Here is a 16325-nt window from a genome sequence, read left to right on the forward strand (position 1 = left end):
GTCACTAAGCGGTCACAGCGGGCGCTCGAAAGTATCGAGTTGCTTTTCCAGTTCGACCCGCAAATTCGCCGACAACTCCGGTGCCGCCTGGACCAGCGGCGCGAGCATCGTCGGCGCATGCACGCCGATCAGATCCATCACCGATTTCATCGGACCCGGATTGGTTTCGGCAAACGCAAGGTTCATCAACGGGATCAGCGAGCGGTGCAGAGCGAGCGCTTCCTGCGTTTTTCCGTCGGCCGCGAGCTGATAGATCTTGCGCCAGGCGCTCGGCAACAGGCTTGCCGTCACCACGATGCCGCCACGCGCGCCCGCCGCGACGTGCAACGGAAACAACGTGTCCTCGCCGCTCAACACGGAGAACGACTCGTCGACGCCGGCGACGGTGCGCAGGAAGTGCCACATGTCGGTATTGCACGCCTTCATGCCGATGATCCGCTCGTGCCTCGAGAGTTCGTGCAGCACTTCGGGCGCGATCGAAATGCGCGTGCGATACGGAATCTCATAGATCAGGATCGGCAGTGGCGATTCGTCGGCGTAACGCAGGAAGTAGTCGCGAATGCCTGCCTGGGTCGGATTCGTGTAGTAGGGCGTCAGCACCAGCAAGCCGTCCGCACCCGCTGCAGCGAATTCCTTGCCTGCCTGCATGGCGTCGTGATAGCCCGGATCGAGCACGCCCGCGATCACCGGGATGCTGCCCGCCGCTTCCTCGGCGGCGATACCGGCCATGCGGATGCGTTCGGCACGCGCCAGCGCGCCGTATTCGCCCGTACCGCCGAGCGGCACGACGCCGTCCACGCCTTGCTTGAGCAGATAACGCATCAAGGTGCGGGCCGCGCCGCTGTCAATCGTGTCGTCGGCGTTGACCGGTGTCGGAATAGCCGGCAGGACGCCGCGCAATTGTTGTGCTGAAAGCATAAAGAGTCTCGGTGAATGAATGGGGTTCAGGCGGTGAGGCTGCGCCGGCGCAAACGGTCCGCGATCCAGATGAGCGCGGCGATAAAGATGAAGAGGCACGTCGATACCGCCGCGATCACCGGCGAGATCTGCATCGTGATTTCGTCCCAGAACTGCTTGGGCAAGGTCGTGCTCAGGCCGCCCGAGGTGAAGAGGGCGATGGTCAGTTCATCGAACGAGGTCGCGAACGCGAACAGGAACGACGACATCAAGCCCGCGCCGAGAATCGGAAACGTGACGCGGCGCAGGGTGGCCCACGGACGCGCGCCCATGCTCTGCGCGGCGAGATCGAGACGGGTGTCGTAGTTGCGCAGCACGGCCATCATCGTGATCACGACGTAGGGCACGGCGACCGTCGTATGGGCCAGCACCAGGCCGAGTGATGACCCGACCAGACCAATCTTCGCGAAGAAATAGAAGATGCCGACCGCGATGATCATGCGCGGCACGACGATCGGCGACAGCACGAACGCCAGCATGGCCGCCTTGCCGCGCATGCCGCCGCGCACCAGCAGGAACGCCGCGGGCGTGCCGATCAGCATCGACAATAAGCCGGTGCCGATACCCACCAGCATCGAGCGCGTGATTGCCTGCATCCATAGCGGCGAATCGACGATCTGCCGATACCATTGCAGCGAAAATCCGTGCGGCGGCCACGCCAGCCCGGAAGCCGAATCGAACGACAGCGGAATCATCAGGAAGGCCGGCGCGCTGAGAAACACCAGCAGCAGGAACACGATCACGCGCAGCGTCAGACTTTCGCCGCTGCCGGACATGCTACGTTTGCGGCCTTTGCGCGAGCGGGGCATGACGGAGAGCAACGCATCGGTTGTATTGCCGAGCGAGCTCAGAATCAGGTCGCCGAGCTTGCGACTCCAGCCGCCCGCACGTGAGCCTTTTACGCCCGCGCTTTCACCCGCCATGGTCGAGAGGCCCACCATGCGGTCGTACACCAGGAAGACGATCAGCACCACCGCGAGCAACAGCACCGAAATCGCGCCCGCAAAACCCCAGTTCAGCGCCTGCATGACCTGATCGATGATCAGTTGCGTGATCATCGTTTGATGACGGCCGCCCAGCAGCGTCGGCGTGATGAAGAAGCCGATCGCGGTGACGAACACCATCAGGGCGCCGGCCGCGACGCCCGGCAATGACAGCGGGAAATACACCTTCCAGAACACGGTGCCGGGACGCGCGCCCAGCGTGGCTGCGGCGCTCGGCAGGCGGCGGTCGATGTTCTCCATGACCGACAGCATGGTCAGCACCGCGAGCGGCATCAGCGCATGCACCATGCCGAGGATCACGCTGGAAAAGTGATAGAGCAGGCTCAGCGGCTCGTCGATGATACCGAGCTTGAGCAGCAGCTGATTGATGACGCCGTTGCGCCCGAGCAGTACGACCCACGCGAACGTGCGCACGAGAAAGCTGGTCCAGAACGACAGCAGCACCCAGAACAGCAGGCGGTTCTTGCGTGCACGCGTCGCCGAGGAAATCAGATAGGCGATCGGATAGCCGGTCAACACCGAGAAGAACGTGGTCCATAGCGACACTTTCAGCGTGATCAGCAGTACATCCACATACACGGACGATGCGAAGAGCCGCTTGTATTCGATCAGCGTGAAGCCGGCGTCGTTGTGAATGCTGAGCAGCAGTAACTGGCCGACCGGATAGACCAGCATCACTAGCAGCAGCACGACGAGCGGCGCGCCTTTCGCGCCGGGCCGCAGCCAGGCGCGCCAGGCGGGCCGGCGCGGCGCGGGTTGAATGGGTTGTGCCGGCCCCGCGGGCTGGGAAGGGCGCGCGCTCATAGCGGAATGATTCATCGCTTACCCCGCGATCGCGACGGCGTCGGCGGCGAGCCACGACAGGCCGAGCGTTTGCCCGACTTCGTACTGGCTGCCGAAACGGTTGGTGGGGAAGGCGGCGATGAGCGGCGCGGCATTGGCGATGTGCGGCTCGAGATAGAGCTTGGTCATGCTGCCGGTCACCATGATGTCGGTGAGTTTCGCGGACAGGCTGCCGCCGTTGCCGGAGTCTGAGTTCGCGCTGACGTCGTGGTGCACGCGCAGGTTTTGCGGACGCAGCATCAGCTTGACCGGCTTGCCGTTGCCGATTACCGGGTCGTAGGCCATCGCCTCGCCTTTCGCGACGCCTTGCACGCTGATCTGCACCTGATCGCCGGCACGGCCCGTGACGACTGCGTCGAGCAGATTCGACTCGCCGAGAAAGTCCGCGACGAACACGCTGTTGGGCCGGAAATACAGATCGGCCGGCGTGCCGAGTTGGGCGATCGAACCTGCGTTCATCAGGCAGATGCGGTCCGACATCGTCATCGCCTCTTCCTGATCGTGCGTCACGTAGACGATCGTCGTGCCGAGTTCGCGATGGATGCGCTTGATCTCGAGTTGCATGTGATCACGCAGTTTCTTGTCGAGCGCGCCGAGCGGTTCGTCCATCAGAATGATTGACGGCCGGTAGACCATGCAGCGCGCGAGTGCGATCCGTTGCTGCTGGCCGCCGGATAGTTCGCGTGGATAGCGTTGCGCCACGTGCGGCAGATGCACCATCTCCAGTGCTTGCATCACCTTTTCTTGCGTGGCCTTTGCGTCCGTCTTGCGCATTTGCAGCGGAAACGCGATGTTCTGCGCGACCGTCATGTGCGGAAACAGGGCGTAGTTCTGAAACACCATGCCGATGTCGCGTTCGTACGGTGCGCCGTACGTCACGTCCACGCCGTTGATGCGAATCTGTCCTTCATCCGGCAGGGCGAGGCCGGCGATCAGGCTGAGCAGGGTAGTCTTGCCGGAGCCGCTCGGCCCGAGCAAAGTCAGGAACTCGCCCTCGGCGACGTCGAGACTGGTCGGCGCGAGCGCGACGAAATCGCCGTAGCGTTTGCTGAGTCCCGCGATCTGAAGATTCGAAGCAGACATGGAATCGGCCTCCGTGAAAGGTGACAGGGAGTGGCGGCGCGCTTACGTCAGGATCCAGCGATTGAAGCGCTCGAGCGCGACGCTCTGGTTTTCCTGCCAGTACTTCGCATCGATATGCAGGCCGTTGGCCATGTTCTGCGGATAGGTCGGGCAGTTTTTCGCGATCTCGGGCTTGATGAAGTTGAATGCTTCGGGCTGCGTCAGACCCGCCGGGAAATAGTCGACCAGCGCGGCCTGGCGTTTCGGATCGGCGGCGAATTTGATGAATTCGCGGCAGGCGTCGGCGTTCGGCGAGCCCTTCAGGATCGACCAGTTGTCGACCCCCCAGATGTTCTGGTTCCAGACGATGCCGACCGGTGCGCCGCTGGCAATCGCCGCTTGCGCGCGCGAGATCCACGTGCTGATCATGTCCACCTCGCCTGACCCCAGCATCTGTTCGACCTGTGCACCGGTGGTCCACCAGACGTCGACGTGCTTCGCAATCCTGGAGAGGCTTGCGAAGCCGCGGTCCATGTTGCAGGGATAGACCTGGCCGGTCGCTACGCCGTCGGCCATCAAGGCTTGTTCCATCGTGTCGAACGGATACTTGCGCAGGCCGCGGCGGCCCGGGAAGTCCTTCACGTTCCACATGTCGGCCCATGAGTTCGGCGCCTTGCGGCCTTTGAACGCGTCCGTGCGATAGGCGAGAACGGTCGTGTAGATGTTGGTGCCCACGCCGTACGGCGACATGTATTGCTTCGGAATCTTCGCGATCACCGGATCGGATTCCAGCCCGTGTTTTTCGAGGTATTCCTTGCCGCCGCCGGTCAGCAGAAGAATCGCCGGCTGGCTGATCTTCGCCATGTCCCAGGTGTAGCTGCCGGTGTCGACCATGCTCTTGATCAGCGCGGTCGGTTCGGCGTTCGCCTGCACGCCGACCACTTCGATGCCGGTCTTCTCCGTGAACGGCCGGTAGAACACCGCGCCGTAGGCCTTCGTGTAGATGCCGCCGTCGTCACGAATCACGATCCGTTTGCCGGCCGCGCGCGACGGCGTCCAGACGAACGGGAACGCGACCGCCGCCGTGCCTGCCAGCGCCGCCTTGATGGCCGTGCGGCGGCCGGGTTGTTGAATCTGATCGCGTGTGGGCTGCTTTTTCATGACGACTCCAGGGAAGTGGCAAGCGTGGAAAGCGAAAGACCGGTATGACGAAAATTCAGGCCGCGCGAGCGGCGCGATGGGGCGCGGAGCGGCGCGTCAAGGCAGCAGGCGGCCGGGGTTGAATAACTGGTGCGGATCGAGTGCCTGCTTCACCGCGCGCATCAATGTGAGTTCGATAGCGGATTTGTAGTGCGCCATTTCGCCGAGGCCGGTCTGGCCGACGCCATGTTCGGCGCTGAAGGTGCCGTGCAACTCGTGCGCGACGTCGTTGACGCAGCGGCGCATCGCGGTGGCGATCGCAACGGGGTCCGCGAATTCGCGCCATGCGTCGAAGGTGAAGAACGGGATGAAGTGCGCGTTGCCGTCGCCGAGATGGGCAACGATCAGAATGTCGAGGCCGGGAATGAGTGCATGGACCGCGCGCGTGGACTGCTCGATGAAAGCAGGCACCGCCGACACCGGCACCGCGCAATCGGTCGTTAAGCCCACGCCGGCTTTCTTGTTCGCTTCGGATACGCTGTGGCGAATTTCCCAGAGAGCGGCGCGCTGCGTGTCGTTGCTGGCGAACACAGCATCGACGATGAGGCCGGCATCGGCTGCCTGTTCGAGCGTGTGTTGCAGCAGCTCTGCCATATCTTCGCCCCCGCGCGTGTCCGCGAGCTCGACCAGCACGTGCCAGTCGTGCAGTTCGCCAAGCGGATTGCGGCGCTCGGGTACATGTTCGATCACCAGTTCGAGCTGGCGGCGGTTGATCATCTCGAAGGCGTTGAGCCGCGAACCGCAGGCGGCCTGAAACATGCCGAGAATACGCAGCGCGGCCGCCGGGTCGACGGGCGCGAACCATGCGAGTGCGTGATGCGTCGGCAGCGGATGCAGCTTCAACGTGGCCGCCGTGATGATGCCGAGCGTGCCTTCCGTGCCGATGAACAGATGCTTCAGATCGAGACCGGTGTTGTCTTTGCGCAGTGCACGCAGGCCGTTCCAGATCGTGCCGTCGGCGAGCACGACTTCGAGGCCGAGCACGTTGTCGCGCGCATTGCCATAGCGCAGCACGCCGGTGCCGCCCGCATTCGTCGACAGATTGCCGCCGATCTGGCATGAGCCTTCGGCGCCGAGACTCACCGGAAAGAGTCGTTGTTCGGCTGCTGCGGCGTCCTGCACGGTCTTCAGCACGCAGCCGGCTTCGACTTCCATTGAACCGTTGGCCGCGTCGATCGAACGAATCCGCCGCATCCGAGACAGGTTGACGATGACTGGCCGAACGCCTTCGCTCGCGGGTACGGCGCCGCCGCACAGGCTGGTGTTGCCGCCTTGCGGCAGGACCGGTACGCCGTGCGCCGCGCACAGGCGAACCACCGCGGATACCTGCGCTGCGGTCGACGGCAGCGCGACACAGAGCGCCGGCGCCTTGTAGCGGCCGCGCCAATCCTCGGTGAAACCATCGAGGTCGGCTTCGGCGCTCAGGACCGCGTCCACTCCGAGTTCGGTTTGCAGGCTAGCTAACAGGGGCGCGACAGGGTTCATTTCTGGTTCCTTGATCGGGCGGCTTCGATGCGGTCGGCTGCGACCCAAATGGGACGGGACCTGCGTTGCCTGAGAAAAAGCATAGAAGTAAAAAAATCGCATTGAAATGCAATTAATCGAAATGCGATTAAAGTGCTCGTTTTTCCTGGCGTGAGTCGAGGGCGCTGACGGCCATGAAACAAATAAGCAAAGCGAAATTTGTTGGTTTGGGTAAGCCTGCGGCGCCGCGATACTTGATCGTCCGATGGCCGCGCCATTCGATTTGGACGCATCCGTCTGCTGTTCAACTCCCAGACCGAACCCGACACCATGACGCAATCCAATCACCCCGATCAGCCTGCGCTCGACACACTGCGGCTGATTGGTCCAGCACCCGAGAACTGGGTCCCGCCGCGCGATGGCATCGACCATAACGTGGTGGTCGTCGGCGGTGGACAGACCGGCGCGGCGTTCGCTTTCGCCCTGCGGCGCGCCGGCATCGGTCAGGTCAGCGTGATCGACGCCGCTGCCGATGAAGGCCAATCGGGCGTCTGGTTGAATCGCGCCCGCATGAACAAGCTGCGCACCCCTAAATCATTGGTGGGCCCCGAGGTGGGTCTGCCGGGGCTGAGTTTTCAGGCATGGTATGAAGCGCGCTTCGGCGCCGCTTCGTATGCGGAGATCGACCGGATTCCTCGCACGCGTTGGGCGGAGTATCTCGCGTGGTATCGGCATTTCCTCGAGATTCCGATTCGCTACGGTACGCGGCTCACGCGAATTGAACCTACGGGTGAGCATTTTCGTTTGCATCTGGAAGTACGCGATGGCGCCACGGTGCGCAACATCGTGGAGACGGCACGCAAGATCGTCCTCGGTAATGGTGTTGCGGGTAACGGGGGGCCGAACATTCCTGCAGTGCTGAAAAACATTCCGCCGACACTTCGTGCCCACACTTCCGAGGCGATCGATTTCCCAGCGCTGCGCGGCAAATCCGTGGCAGTGATCGGCGGCGCGGCATCCGCGTTCGATGCGGCGGGCACGGCGCTCGAAGCCGGCGCAGGGCAGGTGCATCTGTTCGTGCGACGTGAGCGGATTGCGTCGGTGCCGGTGACCCGAACACGCGCCTATCCCGGCGCGTACGACAACTATTTCCATTTGCCAGACGCGATTCGCTGGTCGCAGGCGCGGCGCTTCCGCGTTGCCGGTTCGACGCCGCCAGTCGACGCCGTGGAGCGCGTCACACGCTTTCCGAACTTCCATCTGCATCTCGGCGCCCCGTGGACACAGGCAAGCGTCAGAGGCGAGCGCGTGGAGACCGAAGCGGCGGGTGAGTCGTTCGCTTTCGATTTCGTCATTGCCGGCACGGGCTACGTGATCGATCCGGCGTTGCGGCCGGAGTTGGCGCAGATCGCCGGGCATATCCGCCTGTGGCGCGATCAATACGTGGCCGCCGCAAGCGATAGCGACGACGCGCTGGGCGCGCATCCGTATCTCGGCGCCGCGCTCGAATACCTCGAGAAGGTCGAGGGCGAAGCGCCCTATTTGAAGAACATCCACGTCTATAACCCGGCGGCCTTCGTGAGTTTCGGATTGCCGGTCGGCGACGTGCCGAGCATGAAGCGCGACATTCCCGCCGTGGTGCAGCGAATCAGCCGCGATCTGTTTCTCGCCGATCTGGACGCGCATGAAGCACGTATTCACGGCGACATCGCCGCCGATTTCGACGATTCAGTCTACGCACAGAGCGTCTGGCAGCGCGACAGGGTCGACGTCGCGTGAGGTGGACCCGAGCAAGCGCACGGTAACGATAGTTCAACAAGGCGAGAGGCAGGAGCCGCTATGTCCACGCAGTTCGAATCGATCACGACAGGAACGCCGGTTATCGGCACGGACGTCGGTAACATCAACCGCGCCTTAACACGGCGTGGGCCTTCACGCGGCGTTCTGATCGCGGGCCTCGCTGCCATAGCGTGGTTCGGCAGCGCGGCGCTGACCGAATGGTGGCCGAGTGCCGACGACTGGCCGTACACGAAAGAATTCATCGCGTTGAAGCTGGTGCTCGCGGCATTTGCTGTTGCGACGGCCGTCGCGGGATGGCGCAATCCGTCCACTCAGCCGACGACGCCCACGCGCAGCAGCGCATGGCTTGGGGCGATGCCATGGTTGCTCGCGCTGGCGCTTGGCGTGAGCGCGTGGGAAGTCGTCACGGCGCAACTCGAATGGCTGCCGCGGCCTTTTTTCGCCCCACCACAGGCGCTGATCGGCGTCTATGCCGAAGACTACCCGCGACTGGGTTCGAGCGTTGTGCATTCGTTTGGACTACTCGCCTATGGCTACGTGCTGGGCGCGGCTGCGGGTTTTGTTACTGGAGTGAGCATCGGCTGGTCGCAGGCCGTGAGCTACTGGGTCCATCCGGTCCTGCGCCTGATCGGGCCGCTACCGGCCACCGCGTGGTTGCCGCTGGCGTTCTTCTTCTTTCCGTCGAGCTTTAGCGCAAGTGTGTTCCTGATCGCGCTCGCGACCGCCTTCCCGGTTGCGGTGCTGACGTGGTCGGGTGTAGCCGGCGTCAACTCGGCCTATTACGACATCGCACGCACGCTCGGCGCGCGGCCCGGTTTTCTGATTCTGCGCGTGGCGATTCCGGCGGCGCTGCCGTCGGTCTTCGTCGGCCTGTTCATGGGTCTTGGCGCATCGTTTTCGGTGTTGATCGTCGCGGAGATGATGGGCGTGAAAGCCGGACTCGGCTGGTATCTGCAATGGGCCCAGGGTTGGGCGGCCTACTCGAATATGTATGCCGCGCTGCTCGTGATGGCGCTGATGTGCTCGGGTCTGATCACCTTGCTGTTTCGTGTGCGTGACCGCTTGCTGGCCTGGCAAAAGGGATTGCTCAAATGGTAGCCGTACCCGAAGTGTTGAATCAGTCGGCCGCTGCTCGGCCGGTCCGCGACGGCGCGCGCATTGACGTGCGCCACGTCAGTCATCAATTCGCGCTGCGTGGCGCCGCGTTGCCGGTGCTCCAGGATGTCAGCTTCACGGTCGAGCCGGGCGAGTTCGTTGCGCTGCTCGGCCCGAGCGGTTGCGGCAAGTCCACCTTGCTGCGGTTGGTCGCTGGACTCGATGCGCCGACGCAGGGCAGCGTGCAGGCAGATGGAGCTGCAATCGCCGGTCCTGATCCGTCGCGTGTGGTGGTGTTTCAGGATCCGACCTTGTACCCATGGCGCACGGTGCGCGGCAATGTTGGGGTCGGTCCGCAGGCGCAGCGCAAACGCTTCGCGCGACGCAGTGGTCCGCAAGAGAAGCAGGCGCAGCAGCGGATCGATGCCGCATTGGAGCTGGTCGGCCTTAGCGAATTCGCCGAAGCGTTTCCGCATCAATTGTCGGGTGGCATGGCGCAGCGTGTGGCGCTGGCCCGCGCGCTCGTCAACGATCCCGCGCTGCTGGTGCTGGACGAACCGTTCGGCAAGCTCGACTCGCTCACACGTATCCGCATGCAGGGTGAACTCGCGCGGCTCTGGCTGGACGCGCGCTTTTCCGTGCTGCTGGTGACGCATGACGTGGAAGAGGCACTGCTGCTCGCCGACCGTGTGATCGTTTTCAGCGAGCGGCCGGCGCGTGTGGTTGCCGAAGTGCGCAACGACGCGCCGTATCCGCGCCATCGCGACGATCCGAAACTGGTGGCGCTGCGCCGCGAGGTACTCGCCCAGCTCGGACTCGACACCTGAACGAATAAAACAATCGATAACGACCAGAGGAATAGTCAACCATGAATCCTTACGATGAATCTCCGCTGAGTCCGGGCCGCCGCGCATGGTTGCGCAAGACGGCCTGGACCGCGGGCGCGGCGGCGCTCGGCGGTGCGTCGCTGATGCCTGGAACGCTCGCGTTTGCTCAAACGCCGCAGGCTCCGCTCAAGCCCCTCAAGCTTTCCTGGAACGCTGGCGCGATCTGTACCGCGCCTGTGGCCGTTGCGGTGAAGCAGGGCTTTTTCGAGCGGCACGGTTTGCAGGTGGAGCTCGTGAATTTTTCTGGGTCGACCGATCAGTTGCTCGAGGCAATTGCGACGGGCAAGTCCGATGCGGGTGTCGGCATGGCGCTGCGTTGGATCAAGCCGCTGGAGCAGGGCTTCGATGTGAAACTGACCGCCGGAATTCACGGCGGGTGCATGCGTTTGCTGGCCACGCGCGCGTCGGGCATCGTCGATGTGGCGGGACTGAAGGGCCGCACGATCGGCGTGAGCGATATGGCGAGTCCGACCAGGAATTTCTTCGCCATCGTGTTGAAGAAGATCGGCGTCGATCCGGAGCGCGATGTGAACTGGCGCCAGTATCCGGCGAACCTGCTGGGCGAAGCGCTGAAGAAGGGCGAAGTGCAGGCGATCGCGGATGGCGACCCGACGATCTGGTCGATCCGCGAATCCGACCACCTGGTTGAAGTGTCGAACAATCTGTGCGGTGAATATCTGACGCGTTCGTGCTGTGTGCTCGGCGTGCGCGGCACGCTGGTGCGAAAGGATCGCGCCACCGCGCAGGCGTTGACGCAGGCGCTCCTCGAAGCGACCGAGTGGACTGCGAATCATCCTGCGGATGCCGCCGCGATTTTCTCGGTCTATACGCCGTCCGCCGATGTGGGCCAGTTGGCGGCGATGCTCAAGAGCCATACCGACCGCCATCATCCGGTTGGGGATGCGTTCAAGAAGGAGATATCGCTCTATGCCGACGATCTGAAGGCGGTGGGTGTGCTCAACAGCGGGACTGATTCCAATCGTCTCGCGGATCGGGTGTTCTCGAACGTGCTGGCTTAACGGCGAGCCGTGTGCGTCTGATATGCGGTCTGCGTCGATCGATAGTCGAATTTATCGTTTGGCCATGACCGTCTGCATCGTTACGCTAATCGGCTTGCCTATGATGCGCCGACGCCATGATGAATCCGCACAACTCCCCGCCGTCGCGCGGCCGCCGTCGACTGCTGGGTCGTCTGGCGGCCGGCGGTCTGGTTGCTTCTCAAGCTGCTTCCGCAAGTGAATTGCTCAAGCCGCTCGCGGTCGCGCAATCGAGCCGCGTGCCCGGTGCGCCCGTTCTCGAACATCCATACGGCATGCCGTCGCCGTATGAGGCAAATGTCGTGCGGCGGAGTGCGCGCGCGTGGCCACTACCCGGTGCGGCTTCGTCGATGACCCCGCTAGCCGATCTGCACGGCACGCTCACACCCAACGGTCTGGTCTACGAACGTCATCACGGCGGTGTGCCGGACATCGATCCCGATCAGCATCGGCTGGCCATTCACGGCCTTGTACGCACGCCGAAACTGTTCACGATGGATGACCTGCTGCGCCTGCCGTCCGAATCGCGGATTCATTTTCTCGAATGCTCCGGCAATACCGGCAATGAATGGAATGGCCCGAGCGGCATGCCGGTGCAACTTACGCATGGTTTGTTGTCGTGCTGCGAATGGACCGGTGTGCGTTTGTCGACTTTGCTGGAAGAGGTGGGTGGTGTGACTGCATCCGGCAATACAAGCGGCGGCGGCTGGTTGCTGGCGGAAGGCGCGGATGCAGCTGCGATGACACGCAGCTTGCCACTCGATCGGATACTCGACCGGGCTCTCGTGGTCTATGCGCAAAACGGCGAACGCTTGCGTCCCGAGAACGGTTATCCGTTGCGTCTGATCGTTCCCGGCTTCGAGGGCAATACGAACGTCAAGTGGCTGCGCCGGTTGAAGGTGGTCGATGCGCCGTTGCAAACGCGCGAGGAAACCTCGAAGTACACGAGCCTGCTCGCGAACGGCACCGCGCGTCAGTTTGCGTTCGAGATGGACGTGAAGTCGGTGATCACGCGGCCGTCGCCGGGACATCGCCTCACCACGCACGGTTATTACCCGATCACCGGTCTGGCCTGGTCCGGACGCGGGACGATCCGCAAGGTGGAGGTGTCGACCGACGGCGGTGCGACCTGGCGTCCCGCGCGTCTGGACGGTGCGATCCTGGATCGTGCGCTCACGCGTTTTCAGGCGGACTGGCGCTGGGACGGCGGCGCTGCCGCGATTCTCTCGCGCGCCACCGATTCGACTGGCTATGTGCAACCGACGCGTGCCGAACTCGTCGCCGCGCGCGGCCTGAATTCGCAGTATCACTACAACGCGATCCAGCAATGGCGAGTGGATGCAAGCGGCGAGGTGCGTAATGCGTGATGGTCGGTCGTTACGTAGGCCGTCGCGTGTGGCGCTGGCCGCGCTGTTGTCGCTCACGGCGCTGGCATCGTGCTCATCGATTGCACCTGGTGACCAGAGCGCCAGGTCGATCCACGATATCGGCACGCCGCTCACGGATCAGGATCTCGCCGCCTGGAACATCGACGTCGCGCCGGATGGCCGTGGCCTGCCTGCGGGCAGCGGCGACGTCGCCACCGGCGCGCACATATTCGCCGCGAAATGCGCGGCGTGCCACGGCGCGCAGGGCGAGGGCGGTCTCGGCGATCAACTGATAGGCGGGCAGGGCACGCTGACCAGCGCGAAGCCAAAGCGCACCGTGGGCAGCTACTGGCCCTATGCGACGACGCTCTTCGACTATATCCGTCGCGCGATGCCCTACAACGCGCCCGAATCGCTTTCCGCCGACGAGGTGTACGCGCTCAGCGCATTCCTGCTCAACCAGAACGGCATCGTGCCGGCGAATACGCGGCTCGACGCGGCCTCGCTGCCGCGTGTGGCGATGCCCAATCGCGGCGGCTTTGTGGCTGATCCGCGTCCGGGGCAGCTATGAGGCGCTCGCGCTGATCTGATGGTTCAGGATCGAGGTTAAAGCGACGCTAGCCGGCATTTGCCGGCTCAGGCAGTCGTCTCATGCAGTGGCTTCAGGCAGCCGGCGCAGCAGGCGCATTCGGCGTGTATTTTCGCAGTCGCTGGGAAATCAGATGCGAAGGCTTTTCGATCATCCGGTAAAACGCGTAGCTGATGGCGAACGCCAACGCCACCTGTACGAACCATGCGAATCGGGACGTCTCGTCGAATCGGGTCATTTCCAGCAGGGCGAGCGCCATCTTGTGGCAAAGATAGAGGCTATAGGACCACGCGCCAAAAGTAGCCAGTCTGGACCAGACGCCGCTTCTGGAAGGCGTGGCGGTCTCCGCCGCGATCCAGACTGCCGCCAGGAACTGAAAGAGCGGAAGCGTGATATCGGGCGTAACCAGCGGCACAACGGCCGGTTTGAGATTCGATTCGGACAGCAGAATCATAATGGCCGCGCCGGCCGCGACAATCACCACTCTCAGCGCAACCAGGTGATTCGCGAGAAAACGGGTGCTTCGATCAAGGCCACGCTTGATCATCAGGGTAAGCGGCGAATACGCGCCACGGACGTGGAACTGCTCCGCGTTGCGCTGAGTCTCCGCGATCAGGCAGCCGAAAATCCAACCGGCCGCATACAGTAAAGCCGTGCCCGGAACGCCATAAGTCTCGATGACGCAGCCGTGGCAAACCGGATGCCCGATCAGACGAACCACGGCCACCATCACGCCTGCCGCAACCGCGCAGCCAACGATCATTTCGCCGATGTAGCGAAAGCGGGCGCGCAGGAGCGGATAAGCGGCGTAATACACCATCTCGCAGTAGAGCGACCACAGTACGGATTCCAGATAGTTCTGTCCGGTCGGCAACGGTTGAACGAGGCACAGCAAGATGACCAACGGCAAGCCGATGCGGATGAATCTGGACGCGTAGTAGTTGATCGGCTTGAGCGTTACATCCTTTTGATATGCGTTGTGGATGCAGTAGCCGGAAATGACAAAGAAGACGATGACGGCGGCAGGGCCCGCGAACAGCGCTGTCGAGCCTGACCACAATGCGCCGCCGAGGAAGGCGAGTTGATGAGGCAGAAGTTCTTTAAACGCGGGCGGCTTGAAGTGGTACATCAGGACCCAGACAGCCGCGAGGAATCGAATCGCGTCGATCTTTAGCGACTTGTTCAGATTCGCGGACGCTGACAGATTCAAGGTGATCGCCATTTTCTTGCCCCTTCTTCTATTCAGGCTGCGGCGATCTTACGTCTGTCATGAACAACAAAAATCGAAAAAAATGGGGAAATAAATGTCCCTCCTAGCCGCAACAGAATGCGATGTTGAACGGTCGTTTTTGTCGGCGTCACGGGGTGACAGCAGTACTTTGCGGCATTGGCACAGGTTTTAGCTCGAATAGATTGATGCGGGCACAATTCAAAGCTAGGCTCTGTCGAAACCGAACAATAAATCGAGGCGCAAGGATCCAATGACTCCATCGGAAAACATTGACCAGCTGATCGCAGGCATCACGGACTGGCGTGGCAAAACGTTCGCCAGCGTCCGCAAGACCATCCTTGAAGCCGATCCGGAGATCGTCGAGGAATGGAAGTGGATGGGAAGCCCAGTGTGGTCCCGCGACGGAATGATCGCGGTCGCCAACGCTCATAAAGGGAAGGTGAAGCTGACCTTTGCCCACGGGGCGAATCTCGCGGACCCTGACAAGCTTTTCAACGCGGGCCTCGACGGCAACGCGAGACGGGCGATCGACTTTTTCGAGGGCGATAAGCTGAATGGCCCCGCTTTAAAGAAACTCGTGCGCGCCGCTATCGAGTACAACCAGACCAAATTGAAGAAAAATGCGCCTGCAAGTACTCGATCGAAAGCACTTAAAAGTAAAGAGACGTAAAGCGATAGCGCTATCTGGGGGAAGCGCTTAGTGCGATTCAGGTGATTGAAATCCGTACGGTTTTCAGCGCGACAGCAACGAAACGGTCGCGATGCCGAGGATGGTCATGATGAGCGAAGCCGCCACGTGAATGACGATCTCGCCCGCCGCCCAGCCGAGCCGTCCATCCTGCAAGCGCTGCACGACTTCCGCCGAGAACGTCGAGAAGGTCGACAGGCCGCCCATCAAGCCCGTGATGATGAAGAGCCGCCATTCGGGCGCGATCTGCGGCGCCCGTGCGAACCCCGCGACCGCGACGCCGATGACGTAACCCGCGATCACGTTAGCGGCGAAGGTGCCGAGCGGCATACCCGTGAACAGGCCGTTCAGACGGATACCGAGAAACCAGCGGAACAGCGAGCCGAGCGCGCCGCCGATACCGACCGCGAGAATGGACAAATACATGAAGAAGTACTCTGGCGAAGCCGAAAGGTCGACAAACCGGGCTTGAGCGGAAGGCGTGATGCCGCGTCCGCAGTCGTCCGGGCGAAGCAGGCATCATCAGCCATCGAGGGCGGTTAATGGAGAATGCCATCTCCAGCACGCCAGTCTAGCATTGGCACGGCATTGGGGACAGGTGGGCGCCAGCGCGGCGCGCGCGTGCAGTCTGCGTGGTTTGGGGCGTGATCTAGAATGAATAGAGGGCCTGCGAGCGTCTGCCGTGGTCCACTGCAACGCCGCAACTGCGCGGGAGGCCGACATGACGAAGGGCTACCAGCTCACGTTCTATACCGAGAAGAACCGGCGCCACGGCCATCAATCGGTCGTGGAATGTCTGTTGTCGATCGCGAAGCTCGTCGGCATTCATGGCGCGACCGTCGTGGCGGCGGCCGAAGGCGTCGGCCACGCGGGCGCGCGGCACGCAGCGCGCTTCTTCGAACTGGCGGATCAACCGCAACTGGTGATCTTCGCGGTCACTGAAGGGGAGGCGGACGCCTTGCTCGAGGCGGTGCGCGCGGGCTGCCTCCCGGTGTTCTACACGCGTTGCCCGATCGAATTCGGCCTGATCGGCGAGCATGGGGACGCGAAACATCCGGCGCGCCGCTAACCCTGGTTTGCGGTTAGTTTGCAGTTAGCCGG

The 16325-nt window shown here is 62.7% G+C and carries 15 protein-coding genes and 1 riboswitch; of the genes, 8 read left to right on the top strand and 7 right to left on the bottom strand.

The features are described from left to right. Positions 1-12 precede the first annotated feature (12 nt). From dapA to PQQ86_RS06795, 5 genes are all read right to left on the bottom strand, one after another. Positions 13-918: a 4-hydroxy-tetrahydrodipicolinate synthase gene (gene dapA, locus PQQ86_RS06775; RefSeq protein ID WP_408265474.1), complete on the bottom strand. Its 906-nt coding sequence runs from the start codon at positions 916-918 to the stop codon at positions 13-15. 26 nt (positions 919-944) lie between these two features. Next, positions 945-2765, bottom strand: coding sequence for an ABC transporter permease subunit (locus tag PQQ86_RS06780; RefSeq protein WP_408270147.1), 1821 nt, complete (start codon positions 2763-2765; stop codon positions 945-947). 18 nt (positions 2766-2783) lie between these two features. Beyond that, entirely contained in the window at positions 2784-3887 is a 1104-nt protein-coding gene (locus PQQ86_RS06785; RefSeq protein ID WP_408265475.1) for an ABC transporter ATP-binding protein, read from the bottom strand. 42 nt (positions 3888-3929) lie between these two features. After that, entirely contained in the window at positions 3930-5027 is a 1098-nt protein-coding gene (locus PQQ86_RS06790) for an ABC transporter substrate-binding protein (RefSeq protein WP_408265476.1), read from the bottom strand. A gap of 96 nt (positions 5028-5123) precedes the next feature. Continuing rightward, a complete protein-coding gene (locus PQQ86_RS06795) occupies positions 5124-6551 on the bottom strand; it encodes an FAD-binding oxidoreductase (RefSeq protein WP_408265477.1) in 1428 nt (475 codons plus the stop codon). Positions 6552-6860: 309 nt separating this feature from the next. On the opposite strand from PQQ86_RS06795, the gene PQQ86_RS06800 reads away from it, so the two are divergent. From PQQ86_RS06800 to PQQ86_RS06825, 6 genes are all read left to right on the top strand, one after another. Continuing rightward, positions 6861-8309, top strand: coding sequence for a SidA/IucD/PvdA family monooxygenase (locus PQQ86_RS06800; RefSeq protein ID WP_408265478.1), 1449 nt, complete (start codon positions 6861-6863; stop codon positions 8307-8309). A 60-nt stretch (positions 8310-8369) separates the two neighbouring features. Beyond that, positions 8370-9428, top strand: coding sequence for an ABC transporter permease (locus tag PQQ86_RS06805; RefSeq protein ID WP_408265479.1), 1059 nt, complete (start codon positions 8370-8372; stop codon positions 9426-9428). Beyond that, positions 9422-10252 carry an ABC transporter ATP-binding protein gene (locus tag PQQ86_RS06810; RefSeq protein WP_408265480.1) on the top strand — a complete coding sequence of 277 codons (831 nt, stop codon included), beginning with the start codon at positions 9422-9424 and terminating at the stop codon, positions 10250-10252. Before PQQ86_RS06805 ends, PQQ86_RS06810 begins: the two co-directional genes overlap by 7 nt. A gap of 41 nt (positions 10253-10293) precedes the next feature. Continuing rightward, on the top strand, positions 10294-11331 hold the full coding sequence (locus PQQ86_RS06815; protein WP_408265481.1) for an ABC transporter substrate-binding protein: 1038 nt from the start codon (positions 10294-10296) through the stop codon (positions 11329-11331). Positions 11332-11447: 116 nt separating this feature from the next. After that, positions 11448-12716 carry a sulfite dehydrogenase gene (gene soxC, locus PQQ86_RS06820; protein ID WP_408265482.1) on the top strand — a complete coding sequence of 423 codons (1269 nt, stop codon included), beginning with the start codon at positions 11448-11450 and terminating at the stop codon, positions 12714-12716. After that, complete coding sequence (locus PQQ86_RS06825) at positions 12709-13287, top strand: c-type cytochrome (RefSeq protein WP_408265483.1); 579 nt, start codon at positions 12709-12711, stop codon at positions 13285-13287. The genes soxC and PQQ86_RS06825 overlap by 8 nt, the downstream gene beginning before the upstream one ends. A 91-nt stretch (positions 13288-13378) precedes the next feature. On the opposite strand, the gene PQQ86_RS06830 is transcribed toward PQQ86_RS06825, so the two are convergent. Then, entirely contained in the window at positions 13379-14527 is a 1149-nt protein-coding gene (locus PQQ86_RS06830) for an acyltransferase family protein (RefSeq protein WP_408265484.1), read from the bottom strand. A gap of 259 nt (positions 14528-14786) precedes the next feature. Between PQQ86_RS06830 and PQQ86_RS06835 the strand changes: the two genes are divergently transcribed. Continuing rightward, positions 14787-15206: a DUF1801 domain-containing protein gene (locus PQQ86_RS06835; protein ID WP_408265485.1), complete on the top strand. Its 420-nt coding sequence runs from the start codon at positions 14787-14789 to the stop codon at positions 15204-15206. 63 nt (positions 15207-15269) lie between these two features. On the opposite strand, the gene crcB is transcribed toward PQQ86_RS06835, so the two are convergent. Next, positions 15270-15650, bottom strand: a complete 381-nt coding sequence (gene crcB / locus PQQ86_RS06840) for a fluoride efflux transporter CrcB (protein WP_408265486.1) — start codon at positions 15648-15650, stop codon at positions 15270-15272. Positions 15651-15730: 80 nt separating this feature from the next. Further along, positions 15731-15793: riboswitch (Fluoride riboswitch) on the bottom strand. A 152-nt stretch (positions 15794-15945) separates the two neighbouring features. On the opposite strand from crcB, the gene PQQ86_RS06845 reads away from it, so the two are divergent. Continuing rightward, the gene (locus tag PQQ86_RS06845) at positions 15946-16293 is read left to right on the top strand and encodes a DUF190 domain-containing protein (RefSeq protein WP_408265487.1); all 348 of its coding nucleotides are present in this window, start codon (positions 15946-15948) and stop codon (positions 16291-16293) included. The last annotated feature ends 32 nt before the right edge of the window (positions 16294-16325 follow it).

The sequence above is a fragment of the Paraburkholderia sediminicola genome (assembly GCF_046026675.1).
Taxonomy (GTDB): Bacteria; Pseudomonadota; Gammaproteobacteria; order Burkholderiales; family Burkholderiaceae; genus Paraburkholderia; species Paraburkholderia sediminicola_F.